Source organism: Povalibacter sp., from assembly GCF_036520495.1.
GTDB lineage: Bacteria > Pseudomonadota > Gammaproteobacteria > Steroidobacterales > Steroidobacteraceae > Steroidobacter.
Genome location: NZ_DATDJO010000002.1, coordinates 51,633 through 71,425, shown reverse-complemented (window position 1 = coordinate 71,425; position 19,793 = coordinate 51,633). Strand labels below are relative to the sequence as shown.

Genomic DNA, 19,793 nt, shown 5'->3' with positions numbered 1-19,793 from the left:
CAAGCCGATATCCTGCACGGCTGACGATATTGGAAGTCTCGGTAACGATTGGCTCACTGCGTGCGGATTTCATGATGGCCCGGAACGCACACGTGCGATTCCACGATGAGGCCGGATGTACGACTGCAACCGATTCGGCGGCCCGTGCGAGTGTCTCTGTCAGGCATTCAGCGGAGAGAAGAGGGTGAATGCAGAGACTGAAAAATCAGTCAAGGGGCTGTATCGATCACAAAAACCCATGTATGCAGGATAGCTTGCTGCTTGCTTTTTGGGCCAAATGTGTCCCATGCGTTGTGAAAGCGTTTTGAGAACCACGGTTCCATCGGATATTAAAGTCCAGGCGAAGGCGATTGCAGATCGCGAGTTCCTGTCGGAAGCAGCGTGGTTGAAGCGGCTCGTTGTCCGGGAGATTCGCGCTGCTCGTGGCGCTGACCCCAGAGAGCGCGAACCCTGCCGGGCTGACGTCATTCGTGCGCCGAACAGTAGGAGCGGAAGTGGCAGGCCTCTGTTCGTACGCTTGAGGAACGAGGATCGGCTGCTTTTGGACGCCCGTGCAGAAGCCCGGATGATGCGTCCGGCGACCTATGCGTCCGTCCTAATTCGCGCGCATTTGCGCAACCTCGCACCGCTCCCCAAAGACGAGCTGCTGGCTCTCAAGCGCAGCATCGCCGAGCTCGCCTCGATTGGCCGCAACATCAACCAGATTGCCAAGGCCCTCAACGAAGGCGCCAACGCACCGGTTTCAGTGCGCGAGGAGTTCAGGGCGATGCTCAAGGTCTGCGAAGCGCTGCGGGACAACACGAAGGCGCTGCTGAAGGCGAACGTCACGAGCTGGGAGAGCGGTTTTGCCGAAGACATTTAAGCTTCCGATCGAGGAGCCGCTGCTCGATATCGTGAGCTACGGGAGGGGCGGCGCTCGTGAGAGTGGCCGCCGACTGACGGCCGCGCAGGTCGAGCACATCCGGCGGACCGTGCAGCGTGCGCCGGAAGTGGTCGTCAAAGTGCTGTCGCGTGCCAGCAATGATTTGGGAGCTGCGGGGAAACATCTCGACTACATCAGCCGGAATGGAAAACTTCGACTCGAGACCGACGATGGAGAGCAGCGGGGAGGAAGAATCGGGATAGCCCTCCTGAATGACTGGGACCTCGACATCGACGATGCGCGGCGCCAGGCTGCTCTCGTTGCGACCAGAGGCAAACAGCCGCCAAAGCTGGTTCACAAACTGATGTTCTCGATGCCACCAGGAACACCGCCGGATAAGGTGCTCGCGGCGGTACGGAATTTCGCTCGCGAGGAGTTCTGGGGTCAGCACCGATACGCGTTCGTGCTGCATACCGATGAAGATCACCCGCATGTCCATCTCGTCTTGAAGGCCGTAAGCGAGCAGGGCGTGCGCCTGAATATCAGGAAGGCGACGCTGCGGCACTGGCGTTCGGAGTTTGCTCGCAACCTACGACTGCTCGGCGTCTCCGCGAATGCGACCGAGCGCGCTGTCCGCGGCGAGGGCAGAGTCAACAAGACGGACGGAGTTTTTCGTGCTGACCAACGTGGGACGTCTACTCACGTCCGCAACCGAGTGGAGATAGTCGCTGCCGAGCTTGCAAAGGGCAATCTGCGGCCAGAGCCAGGCAAACAGGCCTTGCTGCAAACAAGAAAGGACGTGGAACGCGGATGGCACGCCCTAACAGAACTCTTGAACAAGGGGGGCGAACGAAACCTTGCAGTCGATGTCAGGCAGTTCGTCGAAGCGATGCCTTTTCCGCGAACAGAGAAGGAGCAGATTGCCTTTGCGCTATTGCAGCGCTCACATCAGCCGACGATGAAGATGAACTTGAGTCGGTGAGGTCCCGGCATTTACCTGTGATGGTTCCCTACGCTTACGCATACCTTCGCGGGGCCTGCGCTACGTTCGGTGCGTTGGTACTGGTGGCGATGCTGGATATTTGGGACCTGCCGATGGCGATCAGCGTGCTCTTACCAATCCTTTATGGATTCGGGCAATCGCGGCAAAGTTCGGCATCGCGCATGCGTTGCATGAGCGGCATCGAAGTTAGCTCCTGCGCGTGCGTGAGGCCCTAGACCGACCTACTGATCTTTTTTTTCCTTTTGACACCTCCAGGGGCACGTACTTCCTGGCAGGGCAGGGCGACCGCCTCTAGGGGCTCAGCGCCGTTCGTACAAACTTTCGTCAGTTGCGCGCGCGGCGCGCTTCACACGCGTGATTTCCGCAAGTTGGTGAATTTGTGTTCCGATATCGGCGAGATCTCTGTCCGCGAGCGCGACAAAAGTCTCGGAAGGCGGGCCGCGGATCTGTGGGTTCTTTAGCCCTCGCACATGACCTTCTGGGTATGTCCTTGCCAACAACATGCCAATTTGCGGTGGCAGCTGTAAATTTGTACAGTATCCAGCCCCGCCTATCGCCTCCTCCAAGTGGTTGATCTGTGCAGGGAACCGGCTAATATGTCCGGTGAAATTCCCAGAGGATGTATGGCAACACCAATCGACGCCTTTGAAATGCTCAGGCACGCCCGCAAACGATTCTCACAGGCGGAGATCGCAAAAATTTGCGACAAGGATGCTCGCACGGTGCGTCGGTGGGAGAAGGGCGAGGTTGAGCCGCCATCATTGATCGTGCCGGCTCTCAAGGCCGCCCTGGACACCGGCAACGGCGTTTCCTCACCGGCCGATTTCACCTTCATCGATCTTTTCGCAGGCATTGGCGGTATCCGCGCCGGTTTCGAGTCGGCTGGCGGTGAGTGCGTATTCACCAGCGAATGGAATAAATGGGCTGTCAGCACATACGTCGCAAACTTTGGGGAAAACCATCCGATCAATGGCGACATCACGCAGGTGAAGAGTCCAACGGACGAAATCCCTGACCATGATGTATTGCTCGCGGGATTTCCCTGCCAGCCGTTTTCGATCGCAGGCGTAAGCAAGAAGAATGCTTTGGGTCGACCTCACGGCTTCGAGTGCCTGACACAAGGGACGCTCTTTTACGACGTTGCCCGAATCATCGCAGCAAAGAAGCCCGCGGCTTTCCTCTTGGAGAATGTCAAAAACTTGCTGTCGCACGACAAGGGAAACACCTTCCGCACGATTCTGTCGGTGTTGAAAGATGAATTGAAGTATCACGTCGATTACAAAGTGATCGATGGGCAGGCATGGACGCCGCAACACCGCGAACGAATCATAATCGTCGGCTTTCGGGAGAAAACTAGTTTCTCATGGGACGCGCTAAAGATCCCCGACCAGGGACCGAAATTGCGCGCGATCCTTCATCGCGAAGATGGAACGGAGCCGTCGTTGCCACACGACGCGAACCGTTACGTTACACCGGATGGGGAAGTCCATCACAAGTACACACTCACCGCGAATCTCTGGAGATATCTGCAGGACTACGCCGAAAAGCACAGACAAAAAGGAAACGGGTTTGGCTTCGGTAAGGTGACGCCTGATGACACCGCGCGGACACTGTCGGCGCGCTATTACAAGGACGGATCCGAGATCCTGCTTCATCGAGGCAAAGGCAAGCGGCCTCGTCGACTAACTCCGCGCGAGTGCGCGCGCCTTATGGGGTTCCCCGATACTTTTCGCATTCCTCAAACGGTCTCGGATACCCAGGCTTATATGCAGTTTGGCAATTCGGTTGTGATGCCTGTGATCCGTGAAGTGGCGAGGATCATGAAGCCCGAGATCATGCTGCTAAAGGAGCAGCAAACTAGCCAAGGTCTGCTGTTTAGCGCCTGATCCACGCGTGGTCGATATCGTAGATCCCGCAAGTCGTTCCCGCATGATGCGGGGCATCCGATCGAAGGACACGAAACCGGAGATGGTTGTGCGGCGCCTGCTCCACGCGCGTGGCTTCCGCTATCGATTGCATGACAGGAAATTACCAGGTACTCCAGACATAGTATTGCCGAAGTATCGAGCAGCTATTTTTGTTAGCGGTTGTTTCTGGCATGGACACAATTGCAGCCTCTTCAGGTTGCCGGGCACACGCCAGGAGTTCTGGACGGAGAAAATTGGTAAAAACCGGGCTAGAGATGTTAGGTCGCATAGTGCCCTGATCGAAGCTGGATGGCGGTACGCTACGGTTTGGGAATGCGCACTTCGGGGCAAAGGACCTGGCTTACTCGAGAAGGTTGGTTCCAGTCTCGCAGACTGGATACGATCGAATGAAGCGGTCTGCACCATACGGGGAGACGTGTGAAGCAAGGCTACCTGTCACAGTACTTTGAGGGTGTTGCGGTCAAGCAGCTGAGCGCCGTTGAGGCTGACGTTGTTCATTCCAATCAGCATGAGTACCACGGGGATATCGGACTCAAGCAACTGTTTGGTTCGGTAGACGGGATAGAAAAGAAGAAGTTTCCCGCCAAGTTTGTGTACCTGACTGACTCGGAGGAAGAGCCGGTCACGGATGAGGGACCAGATTGTTTCCTCACTTGGTACGACGCGCGAGCGAGGAGTTCCGCCAGAACGGGCAGATCGGAATATAGGTTGTACTTCCCCACCACAACCGTTTCGCAGTGCGCAGCCGAAGGTGACTTGCTCGTCTTGGGTCGCCTTGGTTCTGGATTGGTCTTGGTACTGATTGCCGAACGTGAGTCCTCCATTGCGAGCCAGCTGAAATGGCTTTTTGGCGTAGGGAATCTGTCGCTCCCTGGCTTTGCAGTCCGCGGTGATCTCGAGGAAGAAAGCGATCGCATCGGATTCGCCGAACGTGTGGTGCTTGAGCAGATCGGCATCGAGGTCATAGAGCCGAAGGCCGAGGATTACCTTACGGACATGCTCACGCAGTTCGGGCGTGCGTTTCCCCAGACAAGGGTTTTTTCCGCGTATGCACGTAATACTCTGAAAGATATTGCGCCTGCGGACGATCCGGACGCAGCCCTTATGGCGTGGATGGAACGAGAAGAACTGCTGTTCCGGACGCTGGAGCGTGAACTTGTGCGGGAACGCCTTGAGCGCGGATTCGCGGGAGACGTAGACGGATTTTTGCAGTTTTCGCTTTCCGTACAGAATCGAAGAAAAAGCCGAGTAGGAGCGGCGCTGGAAAGCCATCTCGCCAGCATCTTTGACAGCTGCCTGATCCAATACTCGCGCACCGAACCAACGGAAAATAAATCCAAGCCGGACTTTCTGTTTCCCGGAATTAAGGAGTATCGGCAGCACGATTTTGCAGTCGATCGCCTTACGATGCTCGGAGCGAAAACGACCTGCAAAGATCGCTGGCGGCAGGTGCTGTCTGAGGCGGCACGGATTGAGAACAAGCATTTGCTGACGCTGGAAGTTGCGATTAGTCAACCTCAGACTGACGAAATGCGGGCTCACAAACTTCAGTTGGTAATCCCTCGATCGCTGCACTCGACGTTTACGGCTGAACAACAGAGCTGGCTAATGAACGTGCGCGACTTCGTAGGGATGGTCCGCGTCCGTCAGCCCTAGAATCCGAAACCGTGTACGCAGTAGTCGGGAAGTAGATGGCATGAATGATGGGCAAGTCAGGGATGCGGAAGATCTGGCGGAATCTATTCCGCCAAATGCAACCCAGCTTATCAATGCGCTGAGGGGGATTGCCGAGCGCGCAGGAGATTCAGGTTCGGCTCTGGGCTGACCTGAAGCGAAATTGATGAGTGATTGGGTAATCAGGGATGGACAGCTCACCCTCGACGGTGGCCTCGGCCGACATGCGCCAACGGCAGACGATATCTTCCGGTCTGTTATCGAATGCGAACAGCGTTGGCCTGATGTGCCGCCAGGCAAGAGTGGCGCGGCAAGCGACCTCAGATTCAGCCGATATCCCGCGCTACCTGTGATGGTTCTCGAAGGGGAGTCCGGCCGGGGAGACGTCTGCTTCGAAGCGCAACTACCTGACGGAGCCCGGGTCCCTCTGACGTCAGGCGGACTGCGGGCTGGTCATTTCATCGCTAATGGAGCGTGGTTCCCGCTGGATTCCGAAATCTCAGCGGCACTTCGCGAGTTGGCGGCTCGTTTCGGTGTGCCAGACGGTGGCCCCGTCCAGTCACTGCGGGCACTGCTGAATCTAAAGAAGGAGCGCAATTCAGGACTTCTTGAAGATCGGTTTGAACTGGACGGGCCGGCAGCGGCGAAATTGGCTCGGCTGCCCGAGGCGGTTCCCACTGGCGTACTAGCAACCTTATATCCGTACCAAAAGGACGGATGGGCGTGGCTGCGGTTTATGACGTCGGAAGGGATCGGAGGGTTATTAGCCGACGAAATGGGTCTCGGGAAAACCCTTCAGGTTATTAGTCTGCTATCTGACTCCGGTTCCGCCCTCGTCAGTCCTGCATTGATCGTGGCGCCGGGGTCCCTTTTAGAGAACTGGTGTCGCGAACTCAAAAAGTTCGCTCCGGGCCTTTCCGTCTTAAAGCACCACGGCATCTATAGGACCGGCAGTCCGTCGGGATTACATGGCTACGATGTTATTGTCACGTCATACGAAACGGTTGTCCGTGACGGTGCGCTGATGGAAATGCGGGAATGGCCGGTGGTGATACTTGATGAGGCTCAAAACATCAAAAATCCCGCTGCAACGCGAACCCGCGCTGTAAAGCGCCTTCGCCGCCAGACTGGCATCGCGGTTACTGGTACGCCGTTAGAGAACCGGCTCATCGACGTCTGGTCAATAATCGATTTCGTTTGCCCAAGTTACCTCGGATCTGAGGACCAGTTCAAACAGCGGTACATCGATTCGCCGGATGGTGCTGAAGGTCTAGAGCCCATTGTTTCCCCTCTGATCCTGCGAAGAAGAGTGTCAGAGGTTGCGAAGGACTTGCCCGAGAGAATCGACATCCCCCAGGTGCTCGAGCTCGATGAGGCTGGTGCGGAGCAATATGAGGGTCTGCGGCAGTCTATTGTTGCCGAATACGGCCGCTCTGCGTCGCTTGTGGCACTAACGAAACTGCGTATGTATTGCGCTCACCCAAGACTCGCACTTGGCGCCGCCACTGCAGCGGACTTCGTGAAGCTAGGCCGTCTGGCTGAGTTGGCGGATGAGATATTTGCATGCGGTGAAAAATTGTTAGTTTTCACTTCGTTTACCGAAATGGCCGACATGATTGTATCGATCTTGTTAGAGCGATTCCGGGTGTTTGCGGAGACCTTGGACGGGCGCTGTCCAATCGATAAAAGACAGCCGTTGTTAGATCGGTTTTCGGAAATCGGCGGAGGTGCAGTGCTAGTACTCAATCCTCGTGCCGGCGGCTCGGGCCTCAACATTTCGGCTGCCAACCATGTTATCCACTACAACCCTGAGTGGAATCCCGCACTGGAGGACCAAGCGTCGGCTCGGTCACATCGCCGTGGGCAGCAGCGGCCGGTGACAGTTCATCAACTATTGATTGCCGGCACCGTCGAGGAGGCGATCGCGGAACGGCTTCAAAGGAAGCGCGCGCTTGCAACTACCGCGATTGTTGGCGTCGACGGAGAGGCTGATGATGCAGGCGACATAGTCGCCGCGATTACCCGCTCGCCATTCATACGAGCCTCGCAATCCTGATGATTGTCAGCCGGATAACAAAAACGCTCAGCGCGAACGATACCGGGGATACGGGCGGCCATCAGGCCGGAATACTCGTGCCGAAAGAGCCCAGCATCTTGTCGTTCTTTCCTCAGCTTGACGCCAATGAACGAAATCCCCGCTGCCATATGGTGTTCGAGGATGATTCAGGTGATCGATGGGAGCTTGCCTTCATCTACTACAACAATCGATTGTTCGGTGGAACGAGAAATGAGTACCGGCTTACGCGAATGACGCGTTTCATCCGTCAGAATCAGTTAGAGCCAGGCGATGAGATTGTGCTGGAAAAACTTGCTGACGGCGGGTGGCGCATAAAGTCGCGCAGGTTGAAGGTTGCTGGGCAGGCGGAGAAGGGCCGCTTTGTATTGAAGTTGGGATCTGGCTGGAGAGTCGCAGATGTCTAGGATCAAATAATGCAAAACATTGACTTGGAGCTTCTTCCGGACCCGAAACGCGTCATCGAAGGACTTCGCGATACGGGCTATAACTTCAATACTGCAATCGCAGATATTGTCGACAACTCAATTGCCGCGAATGCGTCCTCTGTCGATCTCCAGATAAAAATGGATTATCGCGGCGAGGTTCGTGTCTCCATTGCCGACAATGGCGACGGGATGAATCGTGACGGACTGATCAATGCGATGCGCTATGGGGCGAAGGCCAGGCCAAATCCCGCGAGTTTGGGAAAGTACGGCTTGGGCCTAAAAACTGCGTCGACCGCGTTCGCTAGGCGCCTTTCCGTGGTATCGCGCCCGAGTGGTTCTGAAGCTCCGCTCATGGCGACATGGGATCTGGATCACGTCGGCACAGGAGGAAGGGGCTGGAGCTTGATCCTCGGTGCCCCGGACGATGAGTCTCTTGAGCACTTGAACAAAGTCGCGAACGATCGGGCGGGCACTGTCGTCGTATGGACGAAGGTCGACCGACTAATGAAAACGTATCAGAGCCCCGGCGGAGCGCCGGCTCGTAATGCGTTGACCGCGAAAATCGATGAGCTCCGAATACATTTGTCCATGGTCTATCAGCGATTCCTGAATTCCAAGGACAAGCGCGCTCGGAAGCACGTAACAATTTCTGTCGAAGGTCAGCCACTCAAGGCATGGGACCCGTTTGCAGAAGGGCTGTCGGAGGTTGTCGGCAATACGACAATCCCGGTCGATTTAGGAAATGGTAGTGAGGCCTCCTTCACCGTCCGCGCCTTCATTCTTCCGCGAAACGAGGAATTCCCGACGCCGGAGTTAGCCAAGGAAGCCCGCGTATCGGCGAACAAGCAAGGCATATACATCTATCGGGAGAATCGCCTCATCGTGGAATCGAGCTGGCTCGGTATGTATCAGCAGGAGCCTCATGGGAGTCTTCTCCGCGTGGAGTTTTCGTTTGACCACAAGCTAGACGATCATTTCCATCTCGACATCAAAAAGTCACAGATCGGCCTGAATGACGACATTTATAAGTATCTTCTGGAACAGTTCCTTCCCGCGCCCAGGAGGGAAGCGAACAGACGTTATCGTCTCGGTGAACAGAAGAAAGTCGCTGATTCGGCCGGCGGGGCACACAAGAATTCGAATACAAATATCAAGAACCGTGAGGCGGCGGCCGGCGGTGCTGAAGTCAGCATAGTGAATCCAGCAACAGGGGACGTGGAGGTCAGAAATGCGAATGGCGTTTTCCGGCTCAAACTACCAATAACGTCGGCGAACACTCCCGGCGAAGTCTTTGTTCAACCGGTCTCCAGCATAAACAATGGGCTTCTATTTGAACCCGTGATGATCGAACAGAAGCGCGGCGTTAGGATCAATCAATCGCACCCTTACTATCACAAAGTTTACGTACCAAATCTCAAGAGCAGCGTAACGGTTCAAGGAATGGATTCGCTTCTCTGGGCATTAGCAGTCGCCGAGTTGACCGCAATACGCGACTCAACGAGCGAACATTTTCAGGACCTTCGATACGAGATGTCGCGCATATTGAGTCGACTGGTCGAATCATTGCCAGAGCCGGAACTAACACCGAATGCTGAGTGATCCGGCGCAACTGGCTCTTCGCGTATCGGCTGAAATAGGACTTCCGTTCTCCGGTCGACGAGGCGTCGGTTCTGCCGGCGATCGTCAATTGATTTTAGTTCCGGATGGCCATCACGCCGCCCAAACCTTCCAAATAGTGGCGACGTTAGGCTGGCGATCCCTCGAGGTTGTCGTCGAGCCTGGCGCCTTCAGTGGAGATCTCGTTTCAGAGATGGGTAACGTATCCGCGGAAAGGCGGCTTGCGTTTCGCGAAGTGCTTGACTACTGCGTCTCCCAGGGGGCGATGGTAGCGCTTAAGGTTAATGGCTCCACGCACTCGGCAGGGGACGATGACCTCTGGAAGCCTCAATGGAAGCACTTTTCCCTATCCGTGAAGAAGGGACAGCTTCCCTTTGGGTCGCAGGCTTCGTCGGAGGAAGATTCCCTAACTATAACGTGGGTATCACGTGTAGCCGCGGCGCTCATGTCTCTCCTTCCAGTGGAAGGGGAGGCGGTACTTGCACCGGAAATCGAAGCAGGATTCCCCGAGGGCGCGCTCGTGCGTGTGAGTGTCAATCGATATGAGCGGGATCGAAGAAATAGGGCGGCGGCGCTCGCGATTCACGGCTATGCGTGCAAGGCGTGCGAGGTTGTTATGGCGGAGCGGTACGGTATGCCGGCCGCTGACTTTATTGAGGTACACCATTCCACGCCGGTTTCCCAGTTGGGCTCTGGCTATATCATAAATCCTAGAACCGACTTGATCCCGCTTTGCCCTAACTGTCATGCGATTGCGCACCGGCGATCGCCTCCCTACTCGTTAGCCGAGTTGCGCGAAATGATTGCCGGCGTAGCAACAGGGAGCCTGAGCGAATCGCCTGGGCCAAAAAAAACTTGAGGGAGCGCCTATGAAGAAGGTTCTGTTGCTCCGGGAAAGTCGGCGCGGTTCACTTCGGGGTGGGGAAGTCCCTTACATTAGTTAGGTGCCAATCGCACATGCCAAAGCTCTCATACACGCAGGCCTTTCACGCATTTGGGGCGAAGCTCGTAAACCGCATGTGGGCATACTCCGCTGTCGCATCGGACGGCTCGATTGTGGTCAGCTGCTGGAGTCATAAGCTAAAGCTGCAGGACGGAGTGCTTACGTATACCGACAGACTCTCCCGGTGGGAGCCCAATCCACCCGGCAAGAACCTCCTCATCGAGCACCTGACGAAGGCGCGAGACGAATCTCTGCCCGTTCGTCTCGTCATTGCCACTACGGATCGGCCTGATGTTGTCGACCGCGGAGAAGTCGCAAACACCATTGCGAAGACCTTTCACGTGAAGCCCGAAGTGGTCGGTAAGGTTGTGCTCTTTGACGGCGACAACTTTTCGCTTGAGTTCAGCAGGAAATGACGCCTCACGAATCGAATGCCAGAGGTGGCCCGTTTTTTACACAATTTTCGCGGCCGGGATAAGTGGAAGCCGGCGGTGGTTAAGCTGCCGCTGAGCTCTTGGCGATAGAGCCGTAACGGGCCTTGGCTAGGCGAGTCACAGTTTTACGGCACGAAGAGACACAGTTTTACCCCCAAGAACTATGATGAGCTGCGCCAGCTGTGCTTGGCTGGAAGCGCCGTACAGTAGTCCACGAGGCGAGGTACTGGATGGACTAGTGAGACAGTGCACTGGCACGCTTTGGGCAATGTCTGCGCCCATCAAGAAACTGAGTGACCGCTTCGCTGATTACGTTCTTCGCATCAAGTGCAAAAAGTGCGGCCATGAACGAATCACGGACCCACACGCACTGGCCAAGCTCCTTGGCTGGGAGACAGCCCTCACTACCGTGGCATCCCGGCTCCGTTGTTCCAAGTGCAATTTGCGCGGCGAGTGCGAGCTATCGGCAATGAACCAGGCAAAGCCGCGCGGCTACCGGACAGAGCATTAATGGATGCGGCTGGTCCTTCTTTGCCGCGCCCATGTGCCCGCCGGACCGGTGGCGTGAAGGCATCGAGAGAGCAGTCACAGGCTTGAATCGCGCCGGATCAAACTGGAACCGTTTCTGGAACCGTAGGGAGTTTTTCTCTGGAACCGTGACACCGATTTCGGAGTGATTCGATTAAAAAACTCTAGAAAAATGAATGGTCGGGGTGAAAGGATTTGAACCTTCGACTCCTACGTCCCGAACATTAGAACTTGGTGGCACTGGCATCTACTGCAGGTTGAACGTAACTCTGGTGGAGAGAGCCGGATGAACGATAGCGATTGGTCGAAACCGGTTCTAGAGAGGGGGAGCTAGGTGGAACCTGTCTGCCACAAGCTGCGACTCGCGCTTGAAGCCGGCCCGACATTTCGGGCACTGCCGATCCTTGGTTTTTGCCGACTGCAACTGCGACTGGATACCATGCCACCCGCAGCCGCATTTTACTGGGAGGAGTCGTCCTTGAATTGATACGTGCTCTGTTCTGTCGTCGAAAGTATTCACTAGTATCTCTCCGTTTCCTGAAAAGAACGTCAGGGGCAGGGGCATCACATAGGCGGCACCTGACCACGACGATAAACCTCTCGCGGTGGGCGCATTTCATTTAGCGACCCTGCTACCCACGGAGTGTCATGCGAACCTGAGACGCCGCCGGCTAGTCTCACGCTCGTTTGACGGTTTCTCGCGCCGCCTCGCATGCTTGTTCGACTAAAGTCGGTTCAGTTGCGGGAGTAGGCGGAATCGCGTTCCGACTGGCCTCGATTCGTCTGTCCACCCATTCAACAATCTCTCTCTCGACCCATCCGACTGCGCGCGATGTCAGTTGAATGCGCCGCGGGAATTTCGAGCGTGCCTCTAGGGCGTAAACCGCGGAACGACACAGACCGGTCTGAGTACACACGTCCTTAAGCCGCAGAATCCGAGTGACATTGTGAATCATGAGAACCTCTGGTCGGGCCGTCGCATCCGAGTCTCCATTGAGGGATAAAGTGCCCGATCTATTCGAAGTAGGCGGGTCCAGTATCGAGCGAATCGCCGCTGAAACTCTGCTCGGTTTCACTGCGCGGAGTCTGGGAACGAAGCGCGTCGAGATGATCTGCCCACGCTTGCATCATTTTTCGCCGGTCCTCCAAGCGCTTCGCGCCGTTGTAGGCGGCACGGACCTTATTGGGCTCGGTGTGTGCCAGCTGCAGCTCGATCAGATCAGGAGGCCAACCCATCTCGTTCATCATTGTGGAAGCCAGCGATCTAAATCCATGCGCAGTCATTTCATCCTTTGAGTAGCCGAGGCGGCGTAGCGCGGCGTTAATAGTGTTCTCGCTCATCGGCCGCCGATTGTTCGCGACGGCAGGGAAGACGTAGAGACTGTGGGTGGTCAGGTGCTGTAGTTCGCGAAGCAGCGCGGTGGCTTGCCGCGAGAGCGGAATGATGTGCTCTTCCTGTGCCTTCATGCGCTCGGCAGGGATGCGCCATTCGGGCTTGTTTCCCTCGAGCTCGAACTCCAACCAGTACGCCGCGCGCAGCTCAATGGGGCGGGCGAACACATACGGGGCGAGTTTCAGGGCGATACGGGTGGTCGGTTGACCGCTGTAGCTGTCGATGGCTCGCAGCAGTCCGCCAATCTCCTTCGGATCAGTGATGGCGGCGCGGTGCGTCGTCACTACCGGGGCGAGTGCGCCGCGAAGGGCGGGTGTGGGATCGTGCTCGCGCAAGTTCGTAACCACCGAATATCGGAAGATCTGTCCCAGCCGCTGTCGCAGACGGTGGGCGGTCTCATTGCGACCGCGGGCCTCGACCTTGAGCAGCACGTGCAGAAGATCGGCAGCTGTAATCGTCGCAATGGGTCGCACGCCGAACGCCGGAAAGAGATATGACTCGAACATCCATTGGGTCTTCTCGATCGTCGCCTCCGAAAAGCTCTTGCGCTGCCGCTCGAGCCAGGCGAGTGCAACGTCTTTGAACGTGGAAGCGAGTTTGGCCTTTTCTGCTTTTCGCAGAGCGCCGGGATCGATGCCCTCGGCGACGAGTTGTCGCGCCTTTTCTCGCCGCGCCCGCGCACTTTGTAGTGTGACGTCCGGGTATTGACCCAAGGCGAGCACCCTCTCGATGCCGTGCATTCGATACTTGAAGCGCCACAGGCGCGATCCCGTGGGAGTCACCAACAAATAGAGGCCCCGCCCGTCGGCGACCTTACGGGGTCGATCGCCAGGCTTTAAAGACCGAATGGCTGTATCGGTCAGCATGGGGGTACGCAGCAACGGCGCGTGCGCCGATGCCCTGCCAAATACCCCCACGGAGGGCTGGCTGTCGATGAACAGTTTCGAACGAATATGGACGCAAACCCATGATAGACATGGGTTTGCTGACCGTCCGTGGAAGCCTGTGGAAGGCCTTGGACAGGCGGCTGGTGCCGGTGGAGGGAATCGAACCCACACTCTGTTGCCAGAAACGGATTTTGAGTCCGTCGCGTCTACCAGTTCCGCCACACCGGCACACCAGAAAACCTGTCGTCGAAGGTCGTTGCCGGGGATGTTTCCTTGTGGAAATCAGGGCCTTGGCAGGCCGAGTGAGCAACGACGGGGCGGCAGTATAAGGAGGCAGTGGGCTGCTCGCCAATTTTCTTTGCGGGTCCTGCGACCTTTTCCAGGGTGGTGGCATCTATACCGGCACGATGACGCAGTTCCAGGGGATCCCGGTTTCGTCGGAAACGATTCGCGCCGCGGCGGCGGGCGATGCGGGTGCCCATGAGCTGATCTATCGATGCTGCAGCCGGCCGGTGTACTCGCTGATTCGCCGTCTCATTCCCAATGCGGCGACCGCCGACGACATCTTCCAGGATGTGTTCGTCGAAGTTCTGCGCAGCATCGGGAGTTACAGCGGCGAAGGTGCTTTCGCGGGATGGGTCAGGACCATCGCGGTGAACAAGTGCCTCATGTATCTGCGTTCGCCATGGCATCGCAGCTTGTTCTGGATCGATGCACATGCCGATGGGGACGATGCAGCCTTTGTCGTTGTCGATCCGGCGTCGCGTCCGGATGCTCAGGTCGCTGCCGTGGATCTGGAGCGAGCACTCGCTGCGTTACCGCCGCTGACACGGACAGTCGTGCTGTTGCACGACGTCGAGGGATACAAGCATCACGAGATTGCATCGCTGCTCGGACGCAGCACCGGGTTTTCCAAGTCGCAGCTCGCGCGTGCGCATGTGCGCCTGCGTGGTCTGCTCGATCCCAACCTGCCGACGTCGCAGGGTGAGAGTCTGCAATGCACGCCACTGTCCACCAATTACTGAGCCTGCGCGACGGTGAGCCCGTCGATGCGGAGGCGGCTCGCCATGTCGAGCGCTGTGCCGTCTGTACCGCCGAGCTTGCGCGACTTGGACGCGTGCAGCAGGGGATGCAATCGCTGGCGCCGCTCGAGCCACCTGACCGGGCATGGCAGCAAGTCGCTGAGCGTCTGCAGGTCGCCACGAGTTCGCGGAAGACGCGCGTTCCACGGGCGTTTGCCGCTGCCGCTGTGGTGGTCGTCGTCAGCGGCCTGCTGTTCCGACAGCTCGACGCGCCGATCGACGAACTTCCCTCGGCACAGATCGAGCGTGATAGCGCGGAGGAGGTCTTGAGTCTCTCGCCGCTCGATCAACTCGTGGCGCAATCGCAGGAACTCGACCAGATGCTGCAGTACCTGCCGGAGCGCCCGGCGGTGGAGCGCGTAGCGTTGGCAGTGACCATCGATACCATCGAAGAGCGTGTGCAGTGGCTGGATCAGCAGCTCTCCTATGCGCATGACACGGGGCTCAACGATGCGCAGGCGACGCAGCTGTGGCGCGAGCGTGTCGATCTGATGGATTCGCTGGTCAAGGTGCGGTACGCCGAAGGCGCGCCGCTGTCGTTCTGAAGACAAGTTGTCGGGAGCCGATCATGCAGAGAACGAGGTCACAGTCAGCCGGCAGATGGATGGGCGCAGCCGCGCTGGTTGCGTTGTGCGTGTCGGCGGCCTCTGCCGCGACGGACGACAGTGCGCCTGATTCCAGTTCGGCTGGCCAGTCACGTGCTGAAACCCGGCAGAAGCTCGAAGCGGCACAGAAGCGTCTCGACGAGGCGGCGCGCGAGGTCGCCAACCTCAGTATGTCGATGTCCGATGAGACGATGGGGCATGCGATGGCTTTCGGCATGGGGCCGACGGCGGTTCTTGGGTTGACCGTTCCAGCGGGTCGACGCGATACGCGCGACGACGGTGCCGAAATACTGAGCGTCAGTCCGGGGGGCGGCGCTGCCGAAGCAGGACTGCGAACGGGCGACGTACTGATGGAAATCAATGGCAAGCCGCTGAAGCGCAGTGGCGGGCAGGGTCCGGGAGACAAGGTACGCGCTGCGATGCGTGAGATCAGTCCGGATGACAAAGTCACCGTGAAATATTTGCGCGACGGCAAGTCGGCCACCGCGACGGTCGTCGCGAAAGCACCGTCCGATCGGATGTTCAACTTCCATCTGGCGCCGTCGGTGGGGGCAGGGCGCATGGCACCACCCTGGCCGCACGTCGCGTTCAGGCGCGTCGACGGATTGTTCGGCCAGGCCGAACTGGTGTCGCTGACACCGAAGCTCGGTCAGTACTTCGGCACCGACAAAGGCTTGTTGGTGGTCCGTGCGCCCAGCGACACGCGGCTGAAGCTGGAGGAGGGCGATGTGATTCTGGACATCGATGGCCGTGTGCCGTCGAGCCCGTCGCATGCGTTACAGATCCTGACGTCGTACGAAGGGGGCGAGAAACTGAAACTCAATGTGCTGCGCATGAAGAAGCGCATCGCGTTCGAGGTGACGATTCCCGATGACGGGGAGGAGGATGGTTCGCGTTCTGCGCCACCGAGGGGCGCAACCATGCCGTTCCCCCGAATGGCGCCCATGCCGCCGCTGCCTCCCGAAGGCGGGCCCGGCCTGCGTCGGGACATCCGCGGCCCGAATACCGGCGACGAGACGGTTTGACACATCTCTTTCGTGTCTCCGGCCGGGCTGCTACCGTGCGCGCCCCATGCGGCGCGCCGACTTTGCCTACGATCTGCCCCCCGAACTGATTGCGCAGCGGCCATCGCCGCAGCGCTCCGGTAGCCGCCTGCTGCATGTCACGCGCGATTCGCGCTGTGACGACCTGCAATTCATCGACCTGCCCGGGTTGCTGCGGCCCGCGGACCTGCTGATCTTCAATGACACCCGTGTTATCCCCGCGCGCGTGGTCGGGGCAAAGCCGACGGGCGGCCAGGTGGAAATCCTGCTGGAGCGCATCCTGGACGGTCGGCGCATCATTGCGCACGTACATGCGAGCAAGGCGTTGCGTGCGGACGTCCCGGTGCTGCTGCCGGACGGCGCCGAAGCGCGTTTCGTCACCCGACACGACGATCTGTTCGAGCTGGAGTTCAATGTCGATCCGCTCGAGTTCTTCGAACGTCATGGGTCGATGCCGTTGCCTCCTTATATAGAGCGTTCGGCGGAGGCTGACGACGCGACGCGCTACCAGACGATCTATGCCCGCGAGCCCGGTGCGGTTGCCGCGCCGACGGCCGGACTGCACTTCGACGATGCAGTGATGGCGCGTTGCGCCGAACTCGGTGTGCGCACTGCCTATGTGACCTTGCATGTCGGTGCCGGTACGTTCCAGTCGATCCGGGTCGACGATCTGGATCAACACCGGATGCATCGCGAGCGTGTACACGTCAGTGCCGAAGTGTGTGAGGCCGTGGCGAGAGCGCGGGCCGACGGTGGACGGATCATCGCGGTCGGGACCACGGTCGTGCGCAGCCTGGAGTCCGCCAGTGCGGCCGGCTCGTTGCTGCCGTTTTCAGGGGAGACCCAGCTCTTCATCCGCCCTGGCTATCGATTCAACACGGTCGATGCCTTGCTGACCAACTTCCACCTGCCCGAATCCACATTGTTGATGCTCGTGTGTGCCTTCGGCGGGTACGATGCCGTCATGAATGCCTACCGACATGCGGTTGCCCAGCGCTACCGCTTCTTCAGCTACGGCGATGCGATGTTCCTGGAGCGCGCCGCTTGAGTCTCACGTTCGATCTGTTGAAACGCGATGGACTGGCACGTCGCGGACGTGTGACGTTCCCGCGCGGCGTCGTCGATACGCCCACGTTCATGCCGGTCGGAACCTACGGCACCGTGAAAGCGATGACGCCGGAGGAACTCACCGGCATCGGTGCGCAGATCATTCTGGGCAACACGTTTCATCTCATGCTGCGTCCGGGCATGGAAGTGATGCGTGCGCACGGCGGCCTGCATCGCTTCATGCACTGGCAGGGTCCGCTCCTCACCGACTCCGGCGGTTTCCAGGTGTTCAGTCTGGCGACGCTGCGCAAGATCACGGAGGAGGGCGTGCATTTCCGCTCCCCGGTCAACGGTGATCCCATTCTGCTGACGCCGGAACGCTCCATGCAGGTGCAGCGCGATCTGGATTCCGACGTCGTGATGATCTTCGATGAATGCACGCCGTATCCCGCTACCGAAAGCGAGGCGCGACGGTCGATGGAGCTGTCGTTGCGCTGGGCAGCGCGCAGCCGCGCCGAATTCAATCGTCTGGAGAATCCGCATTCATTGTTCGGCATCGTGCAGGGAGGGATGTACGAGGCCTTGCGTGCCGAGTCCATCGAGGGACTGACGCAGATCGGGTTCGATGGTTACGCAATCGGCGGGCTTGCCGTGGGTGAGCCGAAGGCCGAGCGCGAGCGGGTGCTGGAAGCTATCGAGGCGAAGTTGCCTGCTGACCGGCCGCGCTACCTGATGGGTGTCGGCACGCCGGAAGATCTGGTCGAGTGCGTGCGCCGCGGCGTCGACATGTTCGATTGCGTGATGCCGACGCGTCATGCGCGCAACGGGCATCTGTTCACCTCGGCGGGTGTCGTCAAGATCCGCAATGCCCAGTACGAATTGGACACGCGACCGCTCGATGAGAACTGCGGTTGCTACACGTGTGCGAACTACACGCGCTCGTACCTGCGTCATCTCGATCGTTGCGGCGAGATTCTCTCCGCGCGACTCGGGACGATTCACAATCTCTACTATTACCAGTCACTCATGAAGTCGATTCGCGAGGCCATCGACGAATCGCGCTTCGACGAATTCAGTCGCGGGTTCTATGCGCGGCGCAATGCCAGTGCAGCGGAATCCATCGCTGATGCTGCCCCGGCGAGGATTGACGATGCTGGCTGATCTGCCCACTGCTCCCTGGTTCCGTCGCGTGCTGGTTGCAGGCCTGGTGGCGGGCATCGTGCTGCTCACGTTCTCCGTGCTGCAGCCGTTCATCGTGCCATTGATCTGGGGCGCCATCCTTGCCTACGTCAGTTGGCCGCTGCAGCAACGCATGATCCGCTGGATGGGTGGCCGCGTCGGCGTGGCCTCGCTCGCCACGACGCTGCTGGTAACAACCGCGCTCGTGGTGCCGCTGGTGTGGCTGATCCTGATGTTGCGCATCGAGGCCATTTCCGCGTACGCGACCGTGCAGGCCTTCCTTGCATCGAAGCCGACGTTGCCGCCCGCGGTGCTCGAGCTGCCGTGGGTCGGGCAGGTGCTGCACGACGCTCTGCAGCAGCTCTCCTCAGATCCGAAAGTCATCGGTCAGCAGTTCATGCTGGCGATGGAGCAATCGCAGGTCGAGATCACCCGCCTCATCGGCGGCGTCGGCCGCAATGTTGCCAAGCTGTTCTTCGCCGTCCTGTCGATGTTCTTCCTGTTGCGTGATGGTCCGCGTCTGCTCAACGAGGCACGCTCCATTCTCGAGGGTATCCTCGGGCCCACCGTGCGTGACTACCTCGAGGCCGTCGGCTCGACGACGCAGGCCGTGGTGTATGCCCTGATTCTCGGTGCGCTGGCGCAAGGCGCCGTCGCCGGCATCGGCTACTTCATTTTCGGCATCAAAGCGCCGGTGCTGATGGGTGCGGTGACGGTGTTGATCGCGCTGATCCCGTTCGGCGCACCGGTCGTGTGGGGCACGATGTCCATCTGGCTGATCGTCAGCGGCCATGTCTGGCCGGGTGTAGGGCTGATGCTCTGGGGACTGCTGCTCGTGAGCTGGGTCGACAACATCGTTCGTCCACTGGTGATTTCCAATGCGACCCGCATGCCGTTCCTGCTGGTGGTCTTCGGCGTGCTTGGCGGTGTGCTCGCGTTTGGACTCGTCGGTCTGTTCATCGGCCCGGTGCTGCTGGCCGTCTCGCTGGCCCTGTGGCGAGAATGGCTCGAGCAGCATCAGCAACCAGTTGATGGTTGAAAGTTGATAGGTGATAGCGAAGGCAAA

The 19,793-nt window shown here is 58.6% G+C and carries 17 protein-coding genes and 1 tRNA gene; 15 read left to right on the top strand and 3 right to left on the bottom strand.

Annotated features, from left to right (window positions below; translation table 11 throughout):
• Window positions 1-286: 286 nt before the first annotated feature.
• The 9 genes from mobC (at window position 287) to VIZ63_RS00550 (ending at window position 10,945) form a co-directional block, all read left to right on the top strand.
• Window positions 287-862, top strand: a complete 576-nt coding sequence (gene mobC, locus VIZ63_RS00585; protein ID WP_331607528.1) for a plasmid mobilization relaxosome protein MobC — start codon at window positions 287-289, stop codon at window positions 860-862.
• Entirely contained in the window at window positions 846-1,844 is a 999-nt protein-coding gene (locus tag VIZ63_RS00580) for a relaxase/mobilization nuclease domain-containing protein (RefSeq protein ID WP_331607527.1), read from the top strand. The genes mobC and VIZ63_RS00580 overlap by 17 nt, the downstream gene beginning before the upstream one ends.
• 644 nt (window positions 1,845-2,488) lie before the next feature.
• The gene (gene dcm, locus VIZ63_RS00575) at window positions 2,489-3,751 is read left to right on the top strand and encodes a DNA (cytosine-5-)-methyltransferase (protein WP_331607526.1); all 1,263 of its coding nucleotides are present in this window, start codon (window positions 2,489-2,491) and stop codon (window positions 3,749-3,751) included.
• Between the two features lie 7 nt (window positions 3,752-3,758).
• On the top strand, window positions 3,759-4,214 hold the full coding sequence (locus tag VIZ63_RS25300; RefSeq protein WP_349261089.1) for a DNA mismatch endonuclease Vsr: 456 nt from the start codon (window positions 3,759-3,761) through the stop codon (window positions 4,212-4,214).
• Window positions 4,211-5,449 (top strand): type II restriction endonuclease, encoded by a 1,239-nt coding sequence (locus VIZ63_RS00570; RefSeq protein WP_331607525.1) that lies wholly within the window; start codon window positions 4,211-4,213, stop codon window positions 5,447-5,449. The genes VIZ63_RS25300 and VIZ63_RS00570 overlap by 4 nt, the downstream gene beginning before the upstream one ends.
• 184 nt (window positions 5,450-5,633) lie before the next feature.
• A complete protein-coding gene (locus VIZ63_RS00565; protein WP_331607524.1) occupies window positions 5,634-7,523 on the top strand; it encodes a DEAD/DEAH box helicase in 1,890 nt (629 codons plus the stop codon).
• Window positions 7,523-7,948, top strand: coding sequence for an EcoRII N-terminal effector-binding domain-containing protein (locus VIZ63_RS00560; protein WP_331607523.1), 426 nt, complete (start codon window positions 7,523-7,525; stop codon window positions 7,946-7,948). Before VIZ63_RS00565 ends, VIZ63_RS00560 begins: the two co-directional genes overlap by 1 nt.
• A 9-nt stretch (window positions 7,949-7,957) precedes the next feature.
• Window positions 7,958-9,568, top strand: coding sequence for an ATP-binding protein (locus VIZ63_RS00555; protein ID WP_331607522.1), 1,611 nt, complete (start codon window positions 7,958-7,960; stop codon window positions 9,566-9,568).
• Window positions 9,569-10,543: 975 nt separating this feature from the next.
• Window positions 10,544-10,945 (top strand): hypothetical protein, encoded by a 402-nt coding sequence (locus VIZ63_RS00550; RefSeq protein ID WP_331607521.1) that lies wholly within the window; start codon window positions 10,544-10,546, stop codon window positions 10,943-10,945.
• 1,223 nt (window positions 10,946-12,168) lie between these two features.
• On the opposite strand, the gene VIZ63_RS00545 is transcribed toward VIZ63_RS00550, so the two are convergent.
• From VIZ63_RS00545 to VIZ63_RS00535, 3 genes are all read right to left on the bottom strand, one after another.
• Window positions 12,169-12,447 carry a helix-turn-helix transcriptional regulator gene (locus tag VIZ63_RS00545; protein WP_331607520.1) on the bottom strand — a complete coding sequence of 93 codons (279 nt, stop codon included), beginning with the start codon at window positions 12,445-12,447 and terminating at the stop codon, window positions 12,169-12,171.
• Window positions 12,448-12,505: 58 nt separating this feature from the next.
• Window positions 12,506-13,750, bottom strand: a complete 1,245-nt coding sequence (locus VIZ63_RS00540; RefSeq protein ID WP_331607519.1) for a tyrosine-type recombinase/integrase — start codon at window positions 13,748-13,750, stop codon at window positions 12,506-12,508.
• A gap of 162 nt (window positions 13,751-13,912) precedes the next feature.
• Window positions 13,913-13,999 (bottom strand) — tRNA-Leu (locus VIZ63_RS00535).
• A 179-nt stretch (window positions 14,000-14,178) separates the two neighbouring features.
• Here VIZ63_RS00535 and VIZ63_RS00530 point away from each other — a divergent pair.
• Genes VIZ63_RS00530 through VIZ63_RS00505 form a run of 6 tightly spaced genes read left to right on the top strand, consistent with a single transcriptional unit; the run spans window position 14,179 to window position 19,766 of the window.
• A complete protein-coding gene (locus tag VIZ63_RS00530; protein ID WP_331607518.1) occupies window positions 14,179-14,796 on the top strand; it encodes an RNA polymerase sigma factor in 618 nt (205 codons plus the stop codon).
• Window positions 14,769-15,398 carry a hypothetical protein gene (locus VIZ63_RS00525; RefSeq protein ID WP_331607517.1) on the top strand — a complete coding sequence of 210 codons (630 nt, stop codon included), beginning with the start codon at window positions 14,769-14,771 and terminating at the stop codon, window positions 15,396-15,398. Before VIZ63_RS00530 ends, VIZ63_RS00525 begins: the two co-directional genes overlap by 28 nt.
• Before the next feature lie 23 nt (window positions 15,399-15,421).
• On the top strand, window positions 15,422-16,483 hold the full coding sequence (locus VIZ63_RS00520) for a PDZ domain-containing protein (RefSeq protein ID WP_331607516.1): 1,062 nt from the start codon (window positions 15,422-15,424) through the stop codon (window positions 16,481-16,483).
• Window positions 16,484-16,529: 46 nt separating this feature from the next.
• Window positions 16,530-17,549, top strand: coding sequence for a tRNA preQ1(34) S-adenosylmethionine ribosyltransferase-isomerase QueA (gene queA / locus VIZ63_RS00515; RefSeq protein WP_331607515.1), 1,020 nt, complete (start codon window positions 16,530-16,532; stop codon window positions 17,547-17,549).
• Window positions 17,546-18,709: a tRNA guanosine(34) transglycosylase Tgt gene (gene tgt / locus VIZ63_RS00510; protein ID WP_331607514.1), complete on the top strand. Its 1,164-nt coding sequence runs from the start codon at window positions 17,546-17,548 to the stop codon at window positions 18,707-18,709. Before queA ends, tgt begins: the two co-directional genes overlap by 4 nt.
• The gene (locus VIZ63_RS00505; protein WP_331607513.1) at window positions 18,699-19,766 is read left to right on the top strand and encodes an AI-2E family transporter; all 1,068 of its coding nucleotides are present in this window, start codon (window positions 18,699-18,701) and stop codon (window positions 19,764-19,766) included. Before tgt ends, VIZ63_RS00505 begins: the two co-directional genes overlap by 11 nt.
• Window positions 19,767-19,793: the final 27 nt, after the last annotated feature.